General features: G+C 71.1%; 17 protein-coding genes. 5 read left to right on the top strand and 12 right to left on the bottom strand.

The features are described from left to right. Positions 1 to 11: 11 nt before the first annotated feature. The 9 genes from M6I34_RS02150 to M6I34_RS02190 all read right to left on the bottom strand — a co-directional run bounded on the left by M6I34_RS02150 (position 12) and on the right by M6I34_RS02190 (position 8678). Complete coding sequence (locus M6I34_RS02150) at positions 12 to 323, bottom strand: ElaB/YgaM/YqjD family protein (RefSeq protein WP_272484075.1); 312 nt, start codon at positions 321 to 323, stop codon at positions 12 to 14. Positions 324 to 396: 73 nt separating this feature from the next. After that, positions 397 to 1611, bottom strand: coding sequence for an ABC transporter ATP-binding protein (locus tag M6I34_RS02155; protein ID WP_272484076.1), 1215 nt, complete (start codon positions 1609 to 1611; stop codon positions 397 to 399). After that, positions 1604 to 2272, bottom strand: coding sequence for a molybdate ABC transporter permease subunit (gene modB, locus M6I34_RS02160; protein WP_272484077.1), 669 nt, complete (start codon positions 2270 to 2272; stop codon positions 1604 to 1606). Before modB ends, M6I34_RS02155 begins: the two co-directional genes overlap by 8 nt. Next, a complete protein-coding gene (modA, locus tag M6I34_RS02165; protein ID WP_272484078.1) occupies positions 2254 to 3201 on the bottom strand; it encodes a molybdate ABC transporter substrate-binding protein in 948 nt (315 codons plus the stop codon). Before modA ends, modB begins: the two co-directional genes overlap by 19 nt. Positions 3202 to 3203: 2 nt before the next feature. After that, positions 3204 to 4388 (bottom strand): acetyl-CoA C-acetyltransferase, encoded by a 1185-nt coding sequence (locus M6I34_RS02170; protein ID WP_272484079.1) that lies wholly within the window; start codon positions 4386 to 4388, stop codon positions 3204 to 3206. After that, positions 4385 to 5170, bottom strand: coding sequence for a slipin family protein (locus M6I34_RS02175; protein WP_272484080.1), 786 nt, complete (start codon positions 5168 to 5170; stop codon positions 4385 to 4387). The genes M6I34_RS02170 and M6I34_RS02175 overlap by 4 nt, the downstream gene beginning before the upstream one ends. Positions 5171 to 5183: 13 nt before the next feature. After that, positions 5184 to 6665, bottom strand: coding sequence for an NfeD family protein (locus M6I34_RS02180; RefSeq protein WP_272484081.1), 1482 nt, complete (start codon positions 6663 to 6665; stop codon positions 5184 to 5186). A 21-nt stretch (positions 6666 to 6686) separates the two neighbouring features. Beyond that, positions 6687 to 7532, bottom strand: coding sequence for an S-formylglutathione hydrolase (gene fghA / locus M6I34_RS02185; protein ID WP_272484082.1), 846 nt, complete (start codon positions 7530 to 7532; stop codon positions 6687 to 6689). Positions 7533 to 7571: 39 nt separating this feature from the next. Then, positions 7572 to 8678: an S-(hydroxymethyl)glutathione dehydrogenase/class III alcohol dehydrogenase gene (locus M6I34_RS02190; protein WP_272484083.1), complete on the bottom strand. Its 1107-nt coding sequence runs from the start codon at positions 8676 to 8678 to the stop codon at positions 7572 to 7574. A 281-nt stretch (positions 8679 to 8959) separates the two neighbouring features. Here M6I34_RS02190 and M6I34_RS02195 point away from each other — a divergent pair, with 281 nt between their 5' ends. The 5 genes from M6I34_RS02195 to M6I34_RS02215 all read left to right on the top strand — a co-directional run bounded on the left by M6I34_RS02195 (position 8960) and on the right by M6I34_RS02215 (position 15118). Further along, positions 8960 to 10912: a sigma-54-dependent Fis family transcriptional regulator gene (locus tag M6I34_RS02195; protein WP_272484084.1), complete on the top strand. Its 1953-nt coding sequence runs from the start codon at positions 8960 to 8962 to the stop codon at positions 10910 to 10912. Between the two features lie 185 nt (positions 10913 to 11097). Then, positions 11098 to 11631 carry a flavin reductase family protein gene (locus M6I34_RS02200; protein ID WP_272484085.1) on the top strand — a complete coding sequence of 178 codons (534 nt, stop codon included), beginning with the start codon at positions 11098 to 11100 and terminating at the stop codon, positions 11629 to 11631. An 83-nt stretch (positions 11632 to 11714) separates the two neighbouring features. Next, positions 11715 to 12827 carry an LLM class flavin-dependent oxidoreductase gene (locus M6I34_RS02205; protein ID WP_272484086.1) on the top strand — a complete coding sequence of 371 codons (1113 nt, stop codon included), beginning with the start codon at positions 11715 to 11717 and terminating at the stop codon, positions 12825 to 12827. Positions 12828 to 13007: 180 nt separating this feature from the next. Beyond that, the gene (locus M6I34_RS02210; protein ID WP_272484087.1) at positions 13008 to 14081 is read left to right on the top strand and encodes a GGDEF domain-containing protein; all 1074 of its coding nucleotides are present in this window, start codon (positions 13008 to 13010) and stop codon (positions 14079 to 14081) included. A gap of 68 nt (positions 14082 to 14149) precedes the next feature. Next, on the top strand, positions 14150 to 15118 hold the full coding sequence (locus tag M6I34_RS02215) for a threo-3-hydroxy-L-aspartate ammonia-lyase (RefSeq protein WP_272484088.1): 969 nt from the start codon (positions 14150 to 14152) through the stop codon (positions 15116 to 15118). 28 nt (positions 15119 to 15146) lie between these two features. Here M6I34_RS02215 and M6I34_RS02220 read toward each other — a convergent pair whose 3' ends face one another. The 3 genes from M6I34_RS02220 to M6I34_RS02230 all read right to left on the bottom strand — a co-directional run bounded on the left by M6I34_RS02220 (position 15147) and on the right by M6I34_RS02230 (position 20270). After that, on the bottom strand, positions 15147 to 17732 hold the full coding sequence (locus M6I34_RS02220; protein ID WP_272484089.1) for a TRAP transporter permease: 2586 nt from the start codon (positions 17730 to 17732) through the stop codon (positions 15147 to 15149). 112 nt (positions 17733 to 17844) lie between these two features. Beyond that, the gene (locus M6I34_RS02225) at positions 17845 to 18798 is read right to left on the bottom strand and encodes a TAXI family TRAP transporter solute-binding subunit (RefSeq protein ID WP_272486579.1); all 954 of its coding nucleotides are present in this window, start codon (positions 18796 to 18798) and stop codon (positions 17845 to 17847) included. A 143-nt stretch (positions 18799 to 18941) separates the two neighbouring features. After that, a complete protein-coding gene (locus M6I34_RS02230; protein ID WP_272484090.1) occupies positions 18942 to 20270 on the bottom strand; it encodes an aspartate aminotransferase family protein in 1329 nt (442 codons plus the stop codon). Between the last annotated feature and the right edge of the window lie 229 nt (positions 20271 to 20499).

Raw genomic sequence — 20499 nt, forward strand, 5'->3', positions numbered from 1 at the left:
CGTGAGCCGGCTCAGCGCCGGTTCAGCAGAAGGCCGATCACGACCCCGATGCCGGCCGCGATGCCGATCGAGGTCCAGGTGTGCTCGCGCACGTACTCGTCGCCTGCCTGCGCGGCGGACTTCGCCTTGTCGGCGACACGGCCTTCCAGGTCGGACAGGGTCTGCCGCGCCGCATCGACCTGGTCGCGCAGCCTGCCCTTGAGCTCGACCAGGTCGTCGCCGACGTCGGACGCCGAGTCGCGGACCAGTTCGTCGAGCTCGGCCATCACGGTCTTGATGTCGGCGACCAGCTTTTCCTTCTGTTGCGCGCGTTGTTCGTTCATGGAAGCTCCCTTGATGCGTTGTAGCGGTCGGGCAGCGCCCGGCCACCTGCGCATGATGACCCTGACGGCAGTCTCAGGCGTTGTCCTGTCTCAATGTCCGTTCGCCTCGTCCGGCTTTCGGCATCAGCTGGATGCTGCGCCCTCGCAGCCTGAGCGGCACCGGATCGCCTTCCCGCAGCCCTTGCCGCTCGGCGATGTGGCGGGCCACGGTCAGCGCCATCGGCAGGCCCGGGCGGTCGAAGGGCTGCACGGTCACGTGCAGCTGCGCGCCGAGCGCGATGATCCGGGTGATGCGGGCGTCGAAGCGGGTGTCGCCGGGCGGCATCGGCCGGAAGGCCGACAACAGCAGCACGCCGTCGGCGGGGATCGCCCAGGCGATCTCGTCGCCGGGCGCCAGCGCCTCGGCCAGCGGCGCCTGCACCGCCAGCCCCTCCCAGTCGATCCAGGTCGACTGCGCGGCCGCGTCGTGGCGGATCACGCGCCCGCCGAAGATGTTCTTCATGCCGGCCAGCCGTGCCACCTCGACGCTGCTCGGCCGGTGCAGCACCTCGAGCGGCGCGCCCTGCTGCAGGATCCGGCCCCGCGACAGCAGCGCCAGCCGATCGGCGAGCAGGGTTGCCTCGTCGAGGTCGTGGGTGACCAGCAAGATCGGGATCTCGAGCGTGCGGCGCAGCTCGGCCAGCTCGCCATAGAGCTTCTCGCGGGTCACCTTGTCGACCGCCGAGAAGGGCTCGTCGAGCAGCAGCACCGAAGGCTCGCGGGCGAGCGCGCGGGCGACCGCGACCCGCTGTTGCTGGCCTCCGGAGAGCTGGCGCGGCAGGCGATCCTCGAGCCCTTGAAGGTTCACGCTGCGCAGGTGCCTGGCGGCGCGGGCCCGTCGGTCCGGGGCCGAGCGGGGGATCGCTTCGAGCACGTTGTCGATCGCGCTCAGGTGCGGGAACAGCGCGTAGCTCTGGAAGACCATGCCGACCGCCCTGCGCCGGGCGGGCAGGTGGATGCCGGCATCGGTGTCGAGCCAGCACTGGCCGGCACAGTCGACCTTGCCCCATGCCGGACGGTACAGCCCGGCCACCGAGCGCAGGATCGTCGTCTTGCCGCTGCCCGACGGGCCGACCAGCGCCAGCAGCTCGCCGGGCCCGCAGCGCAGCGACAGGTCGAGCGGGATCGGCCCGGCCTGCCGCAGTTCGAGTGCCAGCGCCGCCGGCGGCGGCGCTCCGGCCCCGGGGCCCGCGCCGGGCACGCTCGCCGCGACCGCGACCGCGACGCTGCGGGAGTCGGTCTCAGCCATGGCGCCTCGCGAGCCGGCCGCCGGCCACGTAGGAGACCGCGATCGCGGCGAGCGAGATCGCTAGCAAGGTGGCCGACATCCGCGCGGCCGCCGCGTCGTCGAAACCCTGGACCCGGTCGTAGATCGCGATCGCGATCGTCTGCGTTTCGCCGGGAATGTTGCCGCCGACCATCAGCACGATGCCGAACTCGCCGAGCGTGTGCGCGAAGGTCATGACCAGCGCGGTCAGGATCCCGGGCCAGGCGAGCGGCAGCTCGATCCGGCACAGCGCGCGCCACCAGGTCAGCCCGCAGCAGGCGGCCGCCTCGCGCACCTGCCGCGGGATCGCCTCGAAGCCGCGCTGCATCGGCTGGACCGCGAAAGGAAGGTTGAACAGCACCGATGCGGCGACCAGTCCCTCGAAGCTGAAGGCCAGCGGCTTGCCGAAGACCGACTCCCAGAGCGCGCCCGGCGCGGACTCGGCGCCGATGCCGACCAGCAGGTAGTAGCCGAGCACCGTCGGCGGCAGCACCAGCGGCAGCGCGAGCAGCGCCTCGATCCAGCCCTTGCCGGCGAAGCGGCTGACCGCCAGCCAGCGCCCCAGCAGCAGCCCGATCGGCAGCAGCACGACCAGGGTCCAGAAGGCCAGCCACAGCGAGAGTTTCAGCGCGACCCAGTCCAAGCCGCTCCCTCCCCGGTCTTCCCGCTGCCGGCCTTGCCGCCGCCCTGAACCTTCCCCCTTCCCCCTTCGCCCTTCCCTTCCTCTCCCCCTTCCCCCTTCCCTTCCTCCGGCGGCCCGTAGCCGTAGCGCGCCATCACCGCGCGCGCCGCCGGCTGCAACAGCCAGTCGTGAAACGCGCGCGCCGTCTCGCCGGCGCCCTTCAGCAGCACCATCCGCTGGTTCAGCGGCTGGTGCCAGGCCGCGGGAATCAGCGCGAAGTGGCTGCCGCCGGCCAGCGCCGGCGCGAGCGCCAGCGAATGCGCGACGATCCCGCCCTGCGCGCTGCCGGACGTGGCGAACTGCGCGGCCTGGGCGACGTTCTCGCCCATCACCAGCCTTGGCCGGATCGCCTCCCAGAGCCCGGCGTGCCTGAGCGCTTCCTCGGCGCGCTTGCCGTAGGGCGCATGCTCGGGGTTGGCGATCGCGAAGCGCTTCAGGCGCCCGTCGACCAGCGCCGCGGCCAGGTCGCGCAACTCGCCGTCCGGTTTCAGCGGCGAGCCGCGCGGCACGATCAGCACGAGGCGGCCGACCGCGTACAGCGTGCCGCGGTCGAGTGTCAGCCCCTTGTCGGCGAGCCGGAACACCATCGCCTCGTCGGCCGACAGGAAGAGCTCGAAGGGCGCGCCCTGCTCGATCTGCCTGGCGAAGTTGCCCGACGAGCCGAAGCTCAGCCGCAGCTTGCGGCCGGTTTCGCGGGTGAACGCGGCGGCGAGCTCCTCGATCGCGAACTTCAGGCCCGAGGCGGCCGCGACCGTCGGCACCGGCTCGGCGCGGCCGGGCGCCGGGCCGGCGGCGAAGGCGGGCGGTGCAGCCAGGCCGCCGGCGAATCCGCAGGCGGCCAGGCCTGCCAGGCGCCGCAGCAGGCGCCGGCGCCGGGGCTCGCGCCGCATGCTCAGGCGAGCGCCTCGACGATCGTCACGTTCGCCATGCCGCCGCCCTCGCACATCGTCTGCAGGCCGAGGCGCTTGCCGCCCTGCCGCAGGGCGTGCACCAGGGTCGTCATCAGCTTGGTGCCCGAGGCGCCCAGCGGGTGTCCCAGCGCGATCGCGCCGCCGCGCGGGTTCAGTCGCGCCGGGTCGGCGCCGGTGGCCTTCAGCCAGGCCAGCGGCACCGAGGCGAAGGCCTCGTTGACCTCGTACAGGTCGACGTCGCCGATCTTCAGGCCGGCGCGGGTGAGCGCCCGCTCGGTGGCCGGGATCGGCGCCTCCAGCATGATCACCGGGTCGTGGCCGAGCACGCTCATGTGGCGGATCCGCGCCAGCGGCTTCGCGCCCAGCGCCTTCAGCCCGCGCTCGCTGGCCACCATGAGGCCCGAGGCGCCGTCGCAGATCTGGCTCGCGTTGGCCGCGGTGATCACGCCGCCTTCGCGCAGCAGCTTGACCGAGCGGATCGCGTCGAGGCTCGCGTCGAAGCGGATGCCCTCGTCCACCCGGTGCATCTCGGCGGTTTCGGTGCCGTCGGCCGTCCGCACCGCCACCGGCAGGATCTCGTCGGCGAAGGCGCCCGCCTGCGTGGCGGCGATCGCGCGCTGGTGGCTCGCCAGCGCGTACTCGTCGAGGGCGTCCTTCGACAGGCCGTACTTCGCGGCCATCATCTCGGCGCCGTCGAACTGGCTGAACTGCGCGACGTCCGGATAGCGCTTGCGGATCGCCGGGCTCATGTATTCGCCCATGCCGGCCTTCGCGGCCAGCACGTGCGGCGAGAACATCGGCACCCGCGTCATGCTCTCGACGCCGGCCGCGATCACCACGTCCATCGTGCCGGCCATGACCGCCTGCGCGGCGAAGTGCAGCGCCTGCTGCGACGAGCCGCACTGCCGGTCGACCGAGGTGCCGGGCACCGATTCGGGCAGGCAGGAGGCCAGCACCGCGTTGCGCGCCACGTTGGTCGACTGCTCGCCGACCTGGCTCACGCAGCCCATGATCACGTCCTCGACCAGCGCCGGGTCGGCGCCGGCGCGCTCGACCAGACCGTCGATCACGCGGGCCGCCAGGTCGGCAGGGTGCCAGCCGGAAAGACGGCCGCCGCGCCGCCCGCCGGCGGTGCGCAGCGCGGCCACGATGTATGCGTCGTTCATGCTTTCGGATCCCCGATCTTCTTCGCAGCCTCGACGATACCCGACAGCGCGCCGGCCGCGACCTCGGTCGGGAACGGGAAGACGATCGTGGAGCTGTTCTGCGAGCCGATCACCGCGAGCGTGTTCAGGTAGCGAAGCTGCATCGCCTCGGGCCGCTGCGCCAGCACCTGGGCCGCCTCGAGCAGCTTCTGGGCCGCCTGTTGCTCGCCTTCGGCGCTGATCACCTTGGCGCGGCGCTCGCGCTCGGCCTCGGCCTGGCGGGCGATCACCCGGACCATGCTCTCGTCGAGGTCGATGTGCTTGATCTCGACGTTGGACACCTTGATGCCCCAGGCATCGGTCTGCGTGTCGAGCAGCTCCTGGATGTCGTTGTTCAGCTTGTCGCGCTCGGACAGCATCTCGTCGAGGTCGTGCTTGCCGAGCACCGAGCGCAGCGTGGTCTGGGCCAGCTCGCTGGTGGCCTGCCGGTAGTTCTCGACCTGGATCACGGCGCGCTCGGGCTCCAGCACCCGGAAATAGATGACCGCGTTGACCTTGACCGACACGTTGTCCTGGGAGATCACATCCTGGGACGGAACGTCGAGGACCATCGTGCGCTGGTCCACACGGACCATCTGCTGCACGTAGGGCACCAGCAGGATCAGCCCGGGCCCCTTGACCCCGGTGAAGCGGCCGAGCGTGAACACCACGCCGCGCTCGTACTCGCGAAGGATGCGGATCGATGCCGCGAGCAGCGCGACGAGCAGCAGCAGGATCGGCGCGAAGAAGGCGAGGTTCGCCATGGTGGTGTCTCCTTCAGGTCGTGTTCTCGTCGAGCCCCACGGTAAGGGTCAGTCCGTCGACCGCGAGGATCCTTGCGCGCTGGCCCGGGCCGAGCGGCCCGGAAGCAACGGCGTTCCAGCGCTCGCCGTCCAGGATCACGTGCCCGCGCCGTTCGGTCCAGTCGGCCACGACGACCGTCCTGCCCAGCATCGCCTCGCGGCCCGACACCTGCCGGCTGCGCCGCGAACTCAGCGCCAGCCGCCCGACCAGCAAGGTGAAGCCCAGGCTCGCCACGGCGAGCCCGGCGACCACCGGCCAGTACAGGTCGAAGCCGGGCGCGGCGCCGGTGTCGAACAGGATCGTCGCCCCGAGCGCGAAGGCGACGATCCCGCCTATCCCCAGGATGCCGAACGAGGGCGCGAAGGCTTCAGCGACCATCAGCGCCACGCCGAGCCCGACCAGCGCAAGGCCGGCGTAGTCGATCGGCAGCGCGGCCAGCGCGTAGAGCCCGGTCAGCAGGCAGATCGAGCCTATCGTTCCCGGATAGAGCGATCCCGGGTTCATGAACTCGAAGACCAGGCCGTAGATCCCGATCATCATCAGGATCAGCGCCACGTTCGGATTGGTGATCGCGCCGAGCAGGCGGGTGCGCCAGTCGGGCTCGAAGGCCTGGACGGCGATCCCGGCGGTGGCGAGCGTCATCGTGCGCTCGCCGACCTTCACCTCCCGACCGTGGGCCTGGCGCAGCAGATCGTCGACGCTGTCGGCCACGATGTCGACGACCTTCTTCGCGAGCGCCTCGCGGGCCGGCAGGCTCGCCGCCTCGCGCACTGCCGACTCGGCCCAGTCGGCGTTGCGCCCGCGCATGTCGGCCAGCGAGCGGATGTAGGCGACCGCGTCGTTGACCGCCTTCGCTTCCGTCGGGCTGCCGGGCGCCCGCCGGGCGGGCGTTGCGGCAGGCGAGTCATCGCGTCCGGGTCGCTCTCCTCGCTCGCCCGAATCGCCTCGTTCGCCCCGTTCGCCCGGTGCGGCGCCCTCCTCCTCGCGCCCGGGCATCTTCGGCAGCGCGCCGCCGCCGATCGCGACCGGCGTCGCCGCGCCGAGGTTCGTGCCCGGCGCCATCGCCGCCACGTGGCTGGCGTAGAGGATGTAGGTGCCTGCGCTCGCCGCGCGCGCGCCGCTCGGGCCCACCCAGGCGAGCACCGGAAGCGGCGCGTTGACGATCTCGCGGATCATCTCGCGCATCGAGGTGTCGAGGCCCCCCGGCGTGTCCATCTGCAGCACGAGGGCCGCCGATCCGCGCTCCCGCGCCTCTTCGAACGCGCGCGACAGGTAGTCGGCCGACGCCGGCCCGATCGGTCCCTCGATCGTGACCAGCAGCGCGTGGCGCGGCTCCGTACCCGGCTGCGCGGACGCTGCCGCGACGAGCAGCACCGCGGTCGCGGCCGCGAGCAGCGCGATCACGCCAGCGGCGAGCCTGCGGCCGAAGTCTGCGATCGAGGAACTGCCTGCCATCGCCGGATTCCCGAGCCCGCCTCAGCCGCCCAGCGCGCGGGCGTGATGCCGCAGGTGGTCGTCGACGAAGCTCGCGATGAAGTAGTAGCCGTGATCGTAAGCCTCGTGCCGGCGCAGCGCGAGCGGCTGCCCCACCGCCGCGCACGCCGCCTCGAAGGCTTCCGGGTGCAGCTGCTCGTCGAGGAAGCGGTCCGCCAGCCCCTGGTCGACCAGGATCCCGTCGGGATACGGGGCGCCCGACTGCGCGCGCATCAGCTCGGAGGCGTCGTGGGCCTTCCAGCTGCCGCGGTCGTCGCCGAGATAGCCGGAGAACGCCTTCTCGCCCCAGGGGCAGAGGCTGGGCGCCGCGATCGGCGCGAAGGCCGAGACCGAACGGAACCTGCCCGGGTGGCGCAAGGCGAGCGTCAGCGCGCCGTGACCGCCCATCGAATGGCCGAAGATCCCGGCCCGGTCGAGGTCCACCGGCAGCTGCGTCGCGACCAGGGGCAGCAGCTCGTCGAGCAGCCAGCTCTCCATCCGCCAGTGCCGGCTCCAGGGCTCGCGGGTCGCGTCGAGCCAGAAGCCGGCGCCGACGCCGAAGTCCCAGGCATCGGCCTCGCCCGGCAGGCCCGCGCCGCGGGGACTGGTGTCGGGCGCCAGCAGCGCCAGCCCCAGTTCGGCCGCCAGCCTCTGCGCGCCCGCCTTCACCGGGAAGGTCTCCTCGGTGCAGGTGAGCCCGGCCAGGTAGACGAGCAAGGGGACTCGCCCCTCGCGCGCCCGAGGCGGCAGGAACACCGAGAACCGCATCGGCAAGCCCACCACCGAGGAGTCGTGAGCGCAAAACCGCTGCACCCCTCCGAAGCAAGCATGTTCGCCGAGCAACCGCATCCTGCCTCCTCCCTTGTCCGTTGTCCCTTCCCCCTTCCCTCAATAGACGACCACCGATCGGATCGACTCCCCCCGCTTCATCAGGTCGAAGCCCTCGTTGATCTGCTCGAGCTTCAGCCGGTGCGTGATCAGCGGATCGATCCGGATCTTTCCGTCCATGTACCAGTCGACGATCTTCGGCACGTCGGTGCGGCCGCGCGCGCCGCCGAAGGCCGAGCCCTTCCAGACGCGGCCGGTGACCAGCTGGAACGGTCGGGTGGAGATCTCGGCGCCGGCCTCGGCCACGCCGATGATCACGCTCTGGCCCCAGCCCTTGTGGCAGCACTCGAGCGCCTGGCGCATCGTGGTCGTGTTGCCGATGCACTCGAAGCTGTAGTCGGCGCCGCCGTCGGTCAGCTGCACGATCGTGTCGACGACGTTGTCGACCTGCTTCGGGTTCACGAAGTGCGTCATTCCGAACTCCCGGGCCATCTTCTCGCGCGCCGGGTTGATGTCGACCCCGATGATCCTGTCCGCGCCGACCATCTTCGCGCCCTGGATCACGTTCAGGCCGATGCCGCCCAGGCCGAACACCACCACGTTCGCGCCCGCCTCGACCTTGGCGGTGAACAGCACGGCACCCACGCCGGTGGTCACGCCGCAGCCGATGTAGCAGACGATGTCGAAGGGTGCGTCGTCGCGGATCCTGGCCAGCGCGATCTCGGGCACCACGATGTGGTTGGCGAAGGTGGAGGTGCCCATGTAGTGCAGGATCGGCTCGCCGTTCAGCGAGAAGCGCGAGCTGCCGTCGGGCATCAGCCCCTTGCCCTGCGTGGCGCGGATCGACTGGCACAGGTTCGTCTTGCGCGACAGGCAGAACTTGCACTGGCGACACTCGGGCGTGTAGAGCGGGATCACGTGATCGCCTTTCTTCAGCGTCGTCACGCCAGGGCCGACGTCGACCACCACCCCGGCGCCCTCGTGACCCAGGATCGCCGGGAACAGGCCCTCGGGATCCGCCCCGGACAGCGTGTACCAGTCGGTGTGGCAGATGCCGGTCGCCTTCACCTCGACCAGCACCTCGCCGAACTTCGGTCCCTGGAGGTCGACCTCCTCGATGGTCAGGGGCTTGCCTGCCTGCCAGGCGACGGCCGCGCGGGTCTTCATGGGGGCTTCTCCTCGTTCGATGGACAGGGATTCCTGCCGGGCTTCCGCCGGCGGGCATTTCGAGTCTAACGCGCACTCTCCGGGGCGAGTCGGGCTCTCCGGGCCGAGGCGCGGATTCCGAAGTCGGCGGCGCGGTTTTGATGACGGGGCAGCCGCGCGCTACTCTCGGCACAGGCGACAGGTATCGCAGAACGGCGCCGGCCGGCTCCTCCGCGGGGTCGCGCCGCCGCGCCGCCCGACCCGGCAACGAGACCGGGCGGGCCGCTCACCGGAGGAAGACGTTGAACGCCACCGCACACACCGGCAGGGTCCTCGCCCGGGTCTCGAGCCGCCTGCCGTCCGACGGCGCCCCGCCGCTCGAGGCCCGGATCGTGTCGTCCTGGGAGCGCTGCCTGAACCGCTACGGCCTGCAGCCCGACCGGGTCGCGCCGCCGACCGTGCTCACCTCGACCGAGCTCAAGGACCACTGTGCCCCGATCGAGGACCTGATCGCGCTGTCGCGAGGCGAGATCGAGCGCCTGCACGCGCGGCTCGCCGACCAGGGCTACATGGTGATGCTCAGCGACGCCAACGGGCTGGCCGTGCAGTTCCTGTGCGGCGAGTCGCTGGCCGACGAGTGCGCGAGGGCCAGCGTGCTGCCGGGATCGATCTGGTCCGAGGCGATGCAGGGCACGAACGGGATCGGCCTGTGCATCGCCGAGCGCAAGCCGGTTTCGGTGGTGATGGACGATCATTTCGCCGCCTGGCTCACCGGGCTGAGCTGCACTGTCGCGCCGATCTTCGGTGCCGAGGGGCGCCTCGCGGCGGTGCTGAACGTGACGACGCTGCACTCGACCGATCACGGCACCCAGTCATTCGTGCGCGACATCGTCTGCTCGTCGGCGCGGCGGATCGAGAACCTCCATTTCGACCGGATGCACGCGCGGCGGCAGGTGGTCAGACTGTCTCCCTACGACGACTTCTGCGATTCGGCCGCCGAGGCGCGGCTCGCCCTCGACGCCTCGGGCAGGATCGTGGACGCGACGCCGGAGGCGGCGCGCCTGCTGGGCGCGCGCGGCGAGATGCTGATCGGCACCGCGCTGACCGGGGTCGGCAGCGTCGAGGACGACTCGCTGTCCCGGGTGATGCGCGACGGCCGGGCCTCGATCGGCCAAGGCGCGCGCAGGCTGTTCCTGCGGCTCGCGGAGACGGGGTCCTCGCCAGCGCCAGCGCCGGCGCGGGCGCCGGCATCCGCACGCGGCGGCCTTCGAGCGCGCGATGCCGGCGAGGCCCGGGCTCGCGTGTCAGCCGCGCCACCTGGCCTCGTCGATCTGATCGGCGGCGATCCGGCGATCGCCGAACGGGTCCGGATGGCCCAGCGCTTCGTCGACCGCCGCCTGCCGGTGCTGCTGCAGGGCGAGACCGGCACCGGCAAGAGCGCGCTCGCGCGCGCGCTGCACGACTGCAGCGCGCATCGCTCCGGCGCCTTCGTGTCGATCAATTGCGCGGCGATCCCGCGCGAGCTGATCGAGAGCGAGCTCTTCGGCCACCGGCCGGGCGCCTTCACCGGCGCCGCGCGACAAGGCGCCCGCGGCCGCTTGCTCGAGGCCGACGGCGGCACCCTGTTCCTGGACGAGATCGGCGACATGCCGCTCGAGCTGCAGAGCCGGTTGCTGCACGTGCTGTCCGACGGCGAGTTCGTGCCGCTGGGGGCGAGCAGCCCGGTCAGCGTGCGCTTCTCACTGGTCTCCGCGAGCCACCGCGACATCGGCGAGCTGGTCGCCCTGGGGCGCTTTCGCGAAGACCTGTTCTACCGCCTGGCCGGCGCGACGCTGGCGCTGCCCGCGCTGCGCGACCGGAGCGACCGCAGGCGGCTGATCGAACGGGTGTTCGCCGAGGAGGCCGCGGCGGTCGGCCAGCCGGAGCCGGTGCTCGACGCCGGCACCCGCGCGCTGCTGGCCTCGCACGCCTGGCCGGGCAACCTGCGCGAACTCAGGCACGTCGCGCGCTTCGCCCTGGCGATGTCCGTGGACGGTTTCGTGGATGCCGGATGCCTGCCACCGCCGATCGGTGAGGCGGGCAAGGCCGCCGGCGGGCCGGCGGTCGGCCGCGACCGGACCGCGATCGAGGCCGCCCTCGCGCGTGCCCGCTGGAACGTGTCGCTCGCGGCGCGCTCGCTTGGCGTGTCGCGCGCGACCCTGCATCGGCGCATCGCCGCCCTCGGGCTCGAGCGGCCCGCGCGCTCGCGCGGCTGACGGCGGCGGAGGCCGCGAACCTGTCGCTCTGCGCCACCGAACTGTCGCAACAGCTCTCGGTGCGACAGTCGGGGCAGGGCCAAGCCACTGATTTTCAAGGACCTGCCTGCTGGCACGCTGCTTGCCCTTGTTCGGATGGTCCCGCATGCCGGGAGAGGTCACGAACGACAGGGAGACAGCAGGTCATGTCGCGACTCAGCGAAGCCACCGCCGCCACGGCCGTCGCCGGCCCGTCCGGACAGCAAACCGATCGCCTTGCCGAACCGTTCCGGGCGGCGATGCGCCGCATCGCCTCGACGGTGACGCTGGTGACCGCCGCCGACGCAGACGGCAAGCCGCACGGCATGGCGGCATCCGCAGTGATCTCGGTGTCGATGGCGCCGCCGTCGATGCTGGTTGCGGTCAACCGCGACGCCGGCATCCATCCGGTCCTGCTGGCGAGCCGCAGCTTCTGCCTGAACGTGCTGGGCCGTGATCAGCTCGACCTGCTCGCGCCCTTCTCCAGCACCGCGCTGCGCGAGCGGCGTTTCGAGTCGGGCGAATGGCGCCGCGGTTTCGCGGGCCTGCCCTACCTCGCCTCGGCGCCGGCGGCGATCTTCTGCGAACTCGACCACGTCGTCGAGTACGGCACCCATACGCTGTGCATCGGCCAGGTCCGCGACCTGGCCTTCGGCGCCTCCCCCGAACCCCTGATCTGGCTCGACGGCGCCGCCCGCTGATTGCCCGCAGGCGTCCCGCCCCAGCTCCCTTCCCCCTTCCCTCTCTACTCACCCACCCCATCACTCACAACGAGGAGACACGAATGAAACTCGGCCTGTTCGGCATGCCCCTGCACCCGCCCGCGCGCCCGCTGGCTGACAGCTACGAGGAGAACGCCCAGAAGCTGATCTACGCCGACGAGATCGGCTTCGACGAGGCGTGGATCGGCGAGCACATGTCGTGCACGACCGAGCCGATCACCTCGCCGCTGATCTTCATGGCCTCGGTGATCCGCCAGACCAGGCGCATCAGGTTCGGGACCGGCGTCATCGCGCTGCCGAACCACCACCCGGCGGTCGTCGCCGCGGAGTGCGCGATGTTCGATCACATGGCCGGCGGCCGGTTCATGCTCGGGATCGGCCCGGGCGGGCTGGCCAGCGACATGGAACTCTTCCAGGTGCTCGACAACGCGTACCGCACCGAGCGGATGATGGAGTCGATCGACACGATCCTGAAGCTGTGGTCGCAGGACCCGCCCTACGTCGTCGAAGGCAAGCACTGGCAGATCTCGCTGAAGGACATGGTGATGCCGCAGCTCGGCGTCGGCTTCATCCCGAAGCCGCTGCAGAGGCCGCACCCGGAGATCACGATGACCGCGATGTCGCCGTTCTCCGACAGCGTGAAGACCGCCGCGATGCGAGGCTGGGGCCCGATGAGCGCGAACTTCTGCCCCGAGTACGTGATCGCGAGTCACTGGAAGAAGTACCTCGAGGGCTGCGAAGCTGCGGGGCGCAAGCCGAACGGCGCCGAGTGGCGGGTCGCGCGCAACATCGTGATCGCCGAGAACGACGCCGAGGCGCGCGACCGGGTCATGAACCCCGAAGGCAGCAACTACTACTATTTCGACTACCTGTGGCAGGTGCTGAAGTCGGTGAACTACACGGCGGTCATGAAGGACGACCCGAAGAAGCCCGACGACGCCTACACGGTCGAGAAGCTGATCGACAGCATGGTCGTCTACGGCTCGCCGAAGACAGTGACCGAGAAGCTGCTCGCCTTCCGGGAGCGCACCGGCCCCTTCGGCGGTCTCCTGATGGCGTCGATGGACGGTTCGGGGCCGAACCACGACTGGGAGTGGGAGTCGATGAGGCGGCTCGCTACCGAGGTGATGCCGGCGCTGCGCAAGGCGCTGGAAGGCGAGCGCGCCGCGGCCTGAGCGCGCCGACCGGCCGGCGGCGGCGCCCGCGGGGCGCCGTTCGTCCGGCCGGGGATCCCGCGGCCACGCCGCCGGGACTAGAATCGGGGAGACACGACGCGTCGCCGCCACGCGGCCGAGCGACGCCACGCCTCCTCCCGCTGGTGCCGCCGGATGACAGTTGAAGGGCCGGACAGACGAATGCCGAAGCCGCCCGGCAGGGCCCGTGCTTCGCTGTCGCCCGACGCGCGCTCGCCCGCGCAGCGGCACCTGGAGGCGCTCGCCGCGTTCAGTCATGCGCTGCAGTCGGCGGGCAGCCTCGCGCAGGCGCTCGAGCTGATCGAGGCGGCCCTTCCCGGCCTGTTCGACGCGCGCGGCGCGGCGATCTACCTGTTCGACGAAGCCCACGAGGTCCCGCGCAGGGCCTGCGCCTCGGGGCGCGCGCCGTCGCTGCCCCCTTCGCCGGAGCCGTGGCTGGCCCGGATGCGCGCCGACGAGCCCGCCGCGCGCAGGCGCCGGGGCTCGGTCTGGTTGCCGCTGCGCATCGAGGACCGGGTCGCCGGCCTGCTCGGCCTGTCCTGCCCGGCGGCGGAGGCCGACGCGCTACTCGCCAGCCCCTTCACGGCGGTGGCGCTCGAGCAGATCGCGCTCGAGATCGGCAACATGAGGTCGCGCGATGCGTTGCGCGAGCAGTCGATCCGCGACCCGCTCACCGGCCTGTTCAACCGCCGCTACCTCGAGGAATCGCTCCAGCGGGAGATCCTGCGGTCCGGGCGCAAGCCGGGCGGCAAGGCCCGGCTCGCGGTGCTGATGATCGACGTCGACCGCTTCAAGCGGTTCAACGACGAGCATGGCCACGAGGCCGGCGACCTGGTGCTTGCGGCAATAGGCGCTCGGCTCAGGCGCCTGGTCCGCGGGAGCGACATCGCGAGCCGCCACGGCGGCGAGGAGTTCGTCGTGGTCATGCCCGAGGTCACGCCGGCGCGCGCGCTGGCCCGGGCCGAACAGATCCGCGCGGCCGTGGCCGCGCAGCGCCTGACCCATGGCGACGCGCCGTTGCCGACGGTGACCGTGTCGATCGGGGTGGCGGTCTACCCGCAGCACGGCGAGACCGTCGAATCCCTGGTGCGCGCGGCCGACATGGCGCTTTACTGCGCCAAGCGCGAGGGCCGCGACCGGGTGTGCAGCGCCACGGCCGAGGCGCTTCACGATCCCGACTACCGGACGGCGATCTTCGGCGACTCGGCGCGCCCCGGCCGTTCCGGCGAGGGCTGAAGGATCGGCCGCGCGACGGCGGGATCGCGTACGATTCCCGGCATCGCCGATCCCCGCCCTCGAACATCGTGACCCAGACCTCCCTTCCCGGCTTCGCCGACGTCCAGCTCGCGGCGAGCCGCCTGGCCGGCATTGCGCACCGCACGCCGGTTCTCCGCTCGGCGACCGCCGACGCGCTGACCGGCGCGCAGCTCTTCTTCAAGTGCGAGAACCTGCAGCGGATGGGCGCGTTCAAGTTCCGCGGCGCCTACAATGCGATCGCCGCGCTCGATGCCGAGCGGCGCCGGGCCGGCGTGCTGGCCTTCTCGTCGGGCAACCACGCGCAGGCGATCGCGCTGGCCGCGCGCCTGCTGGGCGTGAAGGCGACGATCGTGATGCCGGCCGACGCGCCGGCCGCCAAGCTCGCCGCCACCCGGGGATACGGCGGCGAGGTGGTCACCTACGACCGGTTCACCGAGGACCGCGAGGCGATATCGCGGCGGCTCGCCGCCGAGCGCGGCCTGACGCTGATTCCCCCTTACGACCACGCCGACGTGATCGCCGGCCAGGGCACGGCTGCGCTGGAGCTGTTCCAGGACGCCGGGCCGCTCGACGCGCTGTTCGTGTGCCTCGGCGGCGGCGGCCTGCTGTCGGGTTGTCTTCTGGCGGCATCGGCGATGGCGCCGGGCTGCGCGGTGTTCGGGGTCGAGCCCGAGGCCGGCGACGACGCGCGGCAGTCGCTGCGCGCCGGGCAGATCGTGACGATCCCGGTCCCGAAGACGATCGCCGACGGCGCGATGACCACTCACCTCGGCCAGCTCACCTTCCCGATCATCCGCGAGCACGTTCGAGACATCCTCACCGTGCCCGACGCGAGGCTGATCGACACGATGCGCTTCTTTGCCGAGCGGATGAAGCTGGTCGTGGAGCCGACCGGCTGCTTGGCAGCGGCGGCGGCCTTCGACTCGGCCGCCGAATGGCGGGGCAAGCGGGTCGGCGTGATCGTGAGCGGCGGAAACGTGGACCTGGCGGCCTACGCCCGCTTCCTGGCGGGCTGAGGTCCTACCGGAGCGCCGCGCCGGCCGCTCAGGCCGGCCGCTCGCGAGTCGGCGCGCCGCCCTGCCGCCGTCCCTGCCCCCACCAGATCGCCGCCACCAGCAGCAGCGCCGGCAGGTAGATCCAGTAGATCGCCGGCCGGTCGGTTGGCACCATGACCGCGGCCACGTCCCAGCCGGCCTCGAAGCCCGACTTGCGCGCCCGGCTGCCGAAGGCCACGTTCGCCACCTGCACCGAATCGCCCAGCGCGACCACGGTGAGGCCCGCGTCGCGCAGACGCTTGCGGCCGTCGCCCGGCGCGCCCTCGAGCTGCACCGCGACCGTCTTGCGGATCTCGTCGCCTTCCAGGTTCACGCCGTGGATCTGCAGGACCAGTCGGTCGCCCTTGCCGAGCTCGCCGGCCACGTCGAAGATCTTGCCGGCCGGCGCCTCGGTGTACGGCTCCTTCAGCCTGTCCATGAAGAAGTCCGGCCGGAACAGCGCGAAGGTGGCGAGCAGCAGCAGCGCCACCTCCCACCAGCGGCACTTCTCGCGAAACCAGGCCATCGAGGCCGCGGCGAAGGTCAGCGAGGCCACGGTGGAGGCCGCCGCGACGATCGCCACCTCGTGCCAGCCGTGCACGTCGATCAGCAGCAAGGCCGGGTTGAACACGAACACGAAGGGCAGCACCACGGTGCGAAGCGCGTACAGCGCGCCCTGTATCCCGGTGTGGATCGCGTCCTCGCCGGAGATCGCGGCGGCCGCGAACGAGGCCAGGCCCACCGGCGGCGTGATGTCGCCCATGATCCCGTAATAGAAGACGAACAGGTGGACCGCGATCAGCGGGATCACCAGCCCGTTCTGCGCGCCCAGCTCCACGATGACCGGCGCCATCAGCGAGGCCACCAGGATGTAGTTCGCCGTGGTCGGCACGCCGATGCCCAGCACCAGGCAGACGAAGGCGGTGAACAGCAGCATGATGAAGACGTTGCCCTGCGACACCACCTCGACGAAGTCGGTCATCCGGAAGCCGAGGCCGGTCAGCGTGATGCCGCCGACGATGATGCCGGCCGTGCCGGTCGCGATGCCGATGCCGATCATGTTGCGGGCGCCGTCGTTCAGGCCCCCGACCACCTCGCGCCAGCCGGCCGCGAACGCCTCGGCCACTCGCCCGTGCCCGCGGAAGATCGCGATCAGCGGCCGCTGGGTGAGCATCAGCGCGACCAGGGCCACGGTGGCCCAGAACGCCGACAGCGCGGGCGACATCTCCTCGATCATCAGGCACCAGATCAGCGTGCCGATCGGGATCAGGAAGTGCAGCCCTGCTCGCACCGTGGGCCAGGTGTCGGGCAGCACCGGATTGTCGACGTCGATCGAGTCCGGCAGGTCCGGGTAGCGCGCAGCGACCTTCAGCAGCGCCACGTGCAGCGCGAGCAGCAGCCCCCCGACGATCCACGGCGCTGCCGCGCCGAACAGCATCTGCGCGCCCATGGCTATCCAGTAGATCAGCGCCAGGACCACGATCGTGCCGGACAGCCCGAGCCCCCAGCGGACCAGCTTCTGGCTCACGCTGCGCTCGCGCTGGGAGGCGGTGGCTTCCAGGCCCAGCTTCAGGGCCTCGAGGTGCACGATGTAGAACAGCGCGATGTACGAGATCGCCGCCGGCAGGAAGGCGTGCTTGACGATGTCGGTGTACGGGATGCCGACGTACTCGACCATCAGGAAGGCGGCCGCACCCATCACCGGCGGCATGATCTGGCCGTTGACCGACGAGGCGGTCTCGATCGCGCCGGCCTTCACGCCGCCGTAGCCGGCCTTCTTCATCAGCGGGATCGTGAAGATGCCGCCAGACACCACGTTGGACACCGACGAGCCCGAGATCAGCCCGTTCAGGCCCGAGGACACGACCGCGACCTTGGCCGGCCCGCCGCGCAGATGGCCGAGCGCCGCGAACGAGACCTGCATCATGTAGTTGCCGGCGCCGGCGCGGTCGAGCAGCGAGCCGAACAGCACGTAGATGAAGATGAAGCCGACCGACACGCCCAGCGCCACGCCGTAGACGCCCTCGGTGGTCAGCCACATGTGCGAGATCATCCGCTCCAGCGAGGCGCCCTTGTGCGCGATCACGTCGGGCAGGTGCGGACCGAGGAACACGTAGGCGATGAAGATGATCGCGAGGATCGCCATCGGCGTGCCGACCGCCCGGCGAGTGGCCTCGAGCAGCAGTGCGATGCCGACCGTGGCCACCGCGATGTCGAAGCCGGTGGGCTGGCCAGGCCGCTGGGCGAGCTGGTCGTAGAAGAGCAGCAGGTAGGCGCCGGCGAAGCCGGCCACGATGGCCAGCACCCAGTCGTAGGCGGGCACCGCGTCGCGCATGCCGCGGCGCGAGGCCGGGAAGGCCAGAAAGGCGAGGAACAGCGCGAGGCCCAGGTGCAGCGCCCGCGCCTCGGTGTCGTTGAGCAGGCCGATGCCCAGCGAGAACGGCAGCGGCGACGCGTACCAGAGCTGGAACAGCGCCCAGCCGATCGCCGCCACGAAGATCGTCGCGCCGGCAGCGCCGCCCGCCGCCCTGCCCCCGGTGTCGGTGTCGGCGACCAGCTGCTGAAGGTCTGCGGGCGCCTTGTCGATGTCGCTCATTGCTCTCCCCCTTTTCTTCTGCGCCTATCCTAACGGGTCGCCGCGCGCGGCCGAAACGAAAAAGCGGGCCCGAGGGCCCGCTCCGATCGATCCGCCGTCGATCAGGCCACGATCACTTGACCCAGCCTTTTTCCTTGTAGTAGCGGAGCGCGCCGTCGTGCAGCGGTGCCGAGAGGCCGTCCTTGATCATGTTCTCGGGCTTCAGGTTGGCCAGCGCCGGGTGCAGCTTCTTGAAGTCGTCGAAGTTCTCGAAGACCGCCTTGACCACCTGGTACACCGTGTCGGCCGGCGTCTTGGACGAGGCCACCACCGTGGCGAGCACGCCGTAGGTCTGGGTCGGGTCGGGGTTGCCCGGGTACATGCCGCCGGGGATCGTGGCCTTCGCGTAGTACGGATTGTCGGCGACCAGCTTGTCGATCGCCGGGCCGGTCAGCGACACCAGCTTGGCGCCGCAGGACGTGGTCGGGTCCTGGATGTTCGCCGACGGGTGGCCCACGCCGTAGAAGAAGCCGTCGATCTTGCCGTCGCACAGCGCCGGGCCGTGCTCGTCGGCCTTCAGCTCGGCGGCCAGGCCGAAGTCGGACATCTTCCAGCCCAGGGCCGCGATCAGCTGCTCGGCCGAGGCGCGGGTGCCAGAGCCCGGGTTGCCGACGTTGAAGCGCTTGCCCTTGAAGTCCTCGAAGCTCTTGATGTTGGCTTCCTTGCGGGCCACCACGGTGAACGGCTCCGGGTGCACCGAGAAGACCGCACGCAGGTCGCCGTAGGGGCCGGCGTCCTTGAACTGCTTCTCGCCCTTCAGCGCGTTGTAGTGGATGTCGGACTGCGCGAAGCCCAGGTCGAGCTCGCCGGCCTTGATCGTGTTGATGTTGAACACCGAGCCGCCGGTCGATTCGACCGAGCAGCGGATGCCGTGCTTGGCGCGGTCCTTGTTGACCAGGCGGCAGATCGCGCCGCCCGCGGCGTAGTACACGCCGGTGACGCCGCCGGTACCGATCGTCATGAACTTGGACTGCGCGACGGCCGGCGCGCTGAACGCCGCGGCCGACAGCGCGGCGCCGACGATCATCGTGGTCCTGGCGAGGGTCGGGATCTTGAACATCGTTCTCGTCTCCGTGGAAGGTGTGATGGCGGACATTTAACCAGAAACCCGGTGTCGGGTACGGAAAACCGGCCGCGGGCCGGCAATTTCGCCGTGAACTGTCCGGGTCGTCAGGACTGGCCGATCGCCGCGTCGACCGCCTCGCCGAGCCGGTCGACGACCATGTCCAGCTCGTCGTCGGACACGATGAACGGCGGCGCCAGCAGCACGTGGTCGCCGACGCGGCCGTCGATCGTGCCGCCCATCGGGTAGACCATCAGCCCCCGGTCCATCGCGCCCTGCTTGATCTTCGCGTGCAGCTTCAGCGCGGGGTCGAAGGCCTGCTTCGACGGGCGGTCGGACACCAGCTCGATCGCCTGGAACAGCCCGCGCCCCCGGATGTCGCCGACGTGCGGGTGCTGGCCGAAACGCGCGACGAGCCGCTCTGTCAGCTTGCGGCCCTGCTCGCGAACCCGCTCGAGCAGGCGGTCGCGGCGGATCACCCGCTGCACCGCCAGCGCCGCCGCGCAGGCCACCGCGTGGCCCAGGTAGGTGTGACCGTGCTGGAAGAAGCCGCTGCCCTGCGCGAACGCGTCGACGATGCGCTGCCCGGCGAGCACCGCCCCGATCGGCTGGTAGCCGCCGCCCAGGCCCTTGGCGATCGTCATCAGGTCGGGCGACACGCCCTCCTGCTCGCAGGCGTGCAGCGTGCCTGTGCGGCCCATGCCGCACATCACCTCGTCGAGGATCAGCAGGATGCCGTGCCGGTCGCACAGCTCGCGCACGCCCTTCAGGTAGCCGGGCGGCGGGGTCAGCGCGCCCGAGGTGGCGCCGCCGACCGTCTCGGCGACGAAGGCGATCACGTTCTCGCCGCCGAGCCGCGCGATCGTGTCGGACAACTCGGCGACCAGCCGGATGCCGTAGTCGGTCGGCGTCTCGCCGGGCTGCATGTCCCGATAGGCATAGGTCGGCGACACGTGCTCGACGTCGATCAGCAGAGGCGCGAACTGGGTGCGGCGCCAGGCGTTGCCGCCGACCGCCAGCGCGCCCAGCGTGTTGCCGTGGTAGCTCTGCCGGCGCGCGATGAAGTGCTTGCGCTGCGGCTGGCCGATCTCCACGAAGTACTGTCGCGCCATCTTCAGCGCCGCCTCGACCGCCTCGGAGCCGCCGGAAACGAAGTAGACGTGGCTGATGCCCTCGGGCGCGTCCTCGACCAGGGTCTCGGCCAGCGTTTCGGCGACCTCGGTCGTGAAGAAGCTGGTGTGCGCGTAGGCGAGCCGGTCGATCTGCGCGTGCATTGCGGCGTTGATGTCCGGATGCCCGTGACCGAGGCAGGACACTGCCGCGCCGCCCGACGCGTCGATGTAGCGCTTGCCGTCGGCATCGTGGATCCACACGCCCTGGCCGCCGACGGCGACCGGGAAGCGCTTGTTCAGGCTGCGATGGATGATTCGGGTCATGGCTGGCTTCCGGCGGCATTCGGTGCGATCGGCGAATTCTACGACCCTGCGGTGGGGTTGCCGGACGAAGTCGGCGCTCGCGCTTATCCTTGGAGTTCGTTTCTTCGCACTGCGACCGCGCCTTGCACCGACGCTGCCCCACGGACATGGAACCAGCCCAGCACCGAGATTCCCGCCCCGACGCAGATGCCCGACCCCTGCCCGCCCGCCGCAAGCTTCTGGCCGCCTG

It is taken from the genome of Zeimonas sediminis (assembly GCF_023721795.1).
Lineage (GTDB): Bacteria > Pseudomonadota > Gammaproteobacteria > Burkholderiales > Burkholderiaceae_E > Zeimonas > Zeimonas sediminis.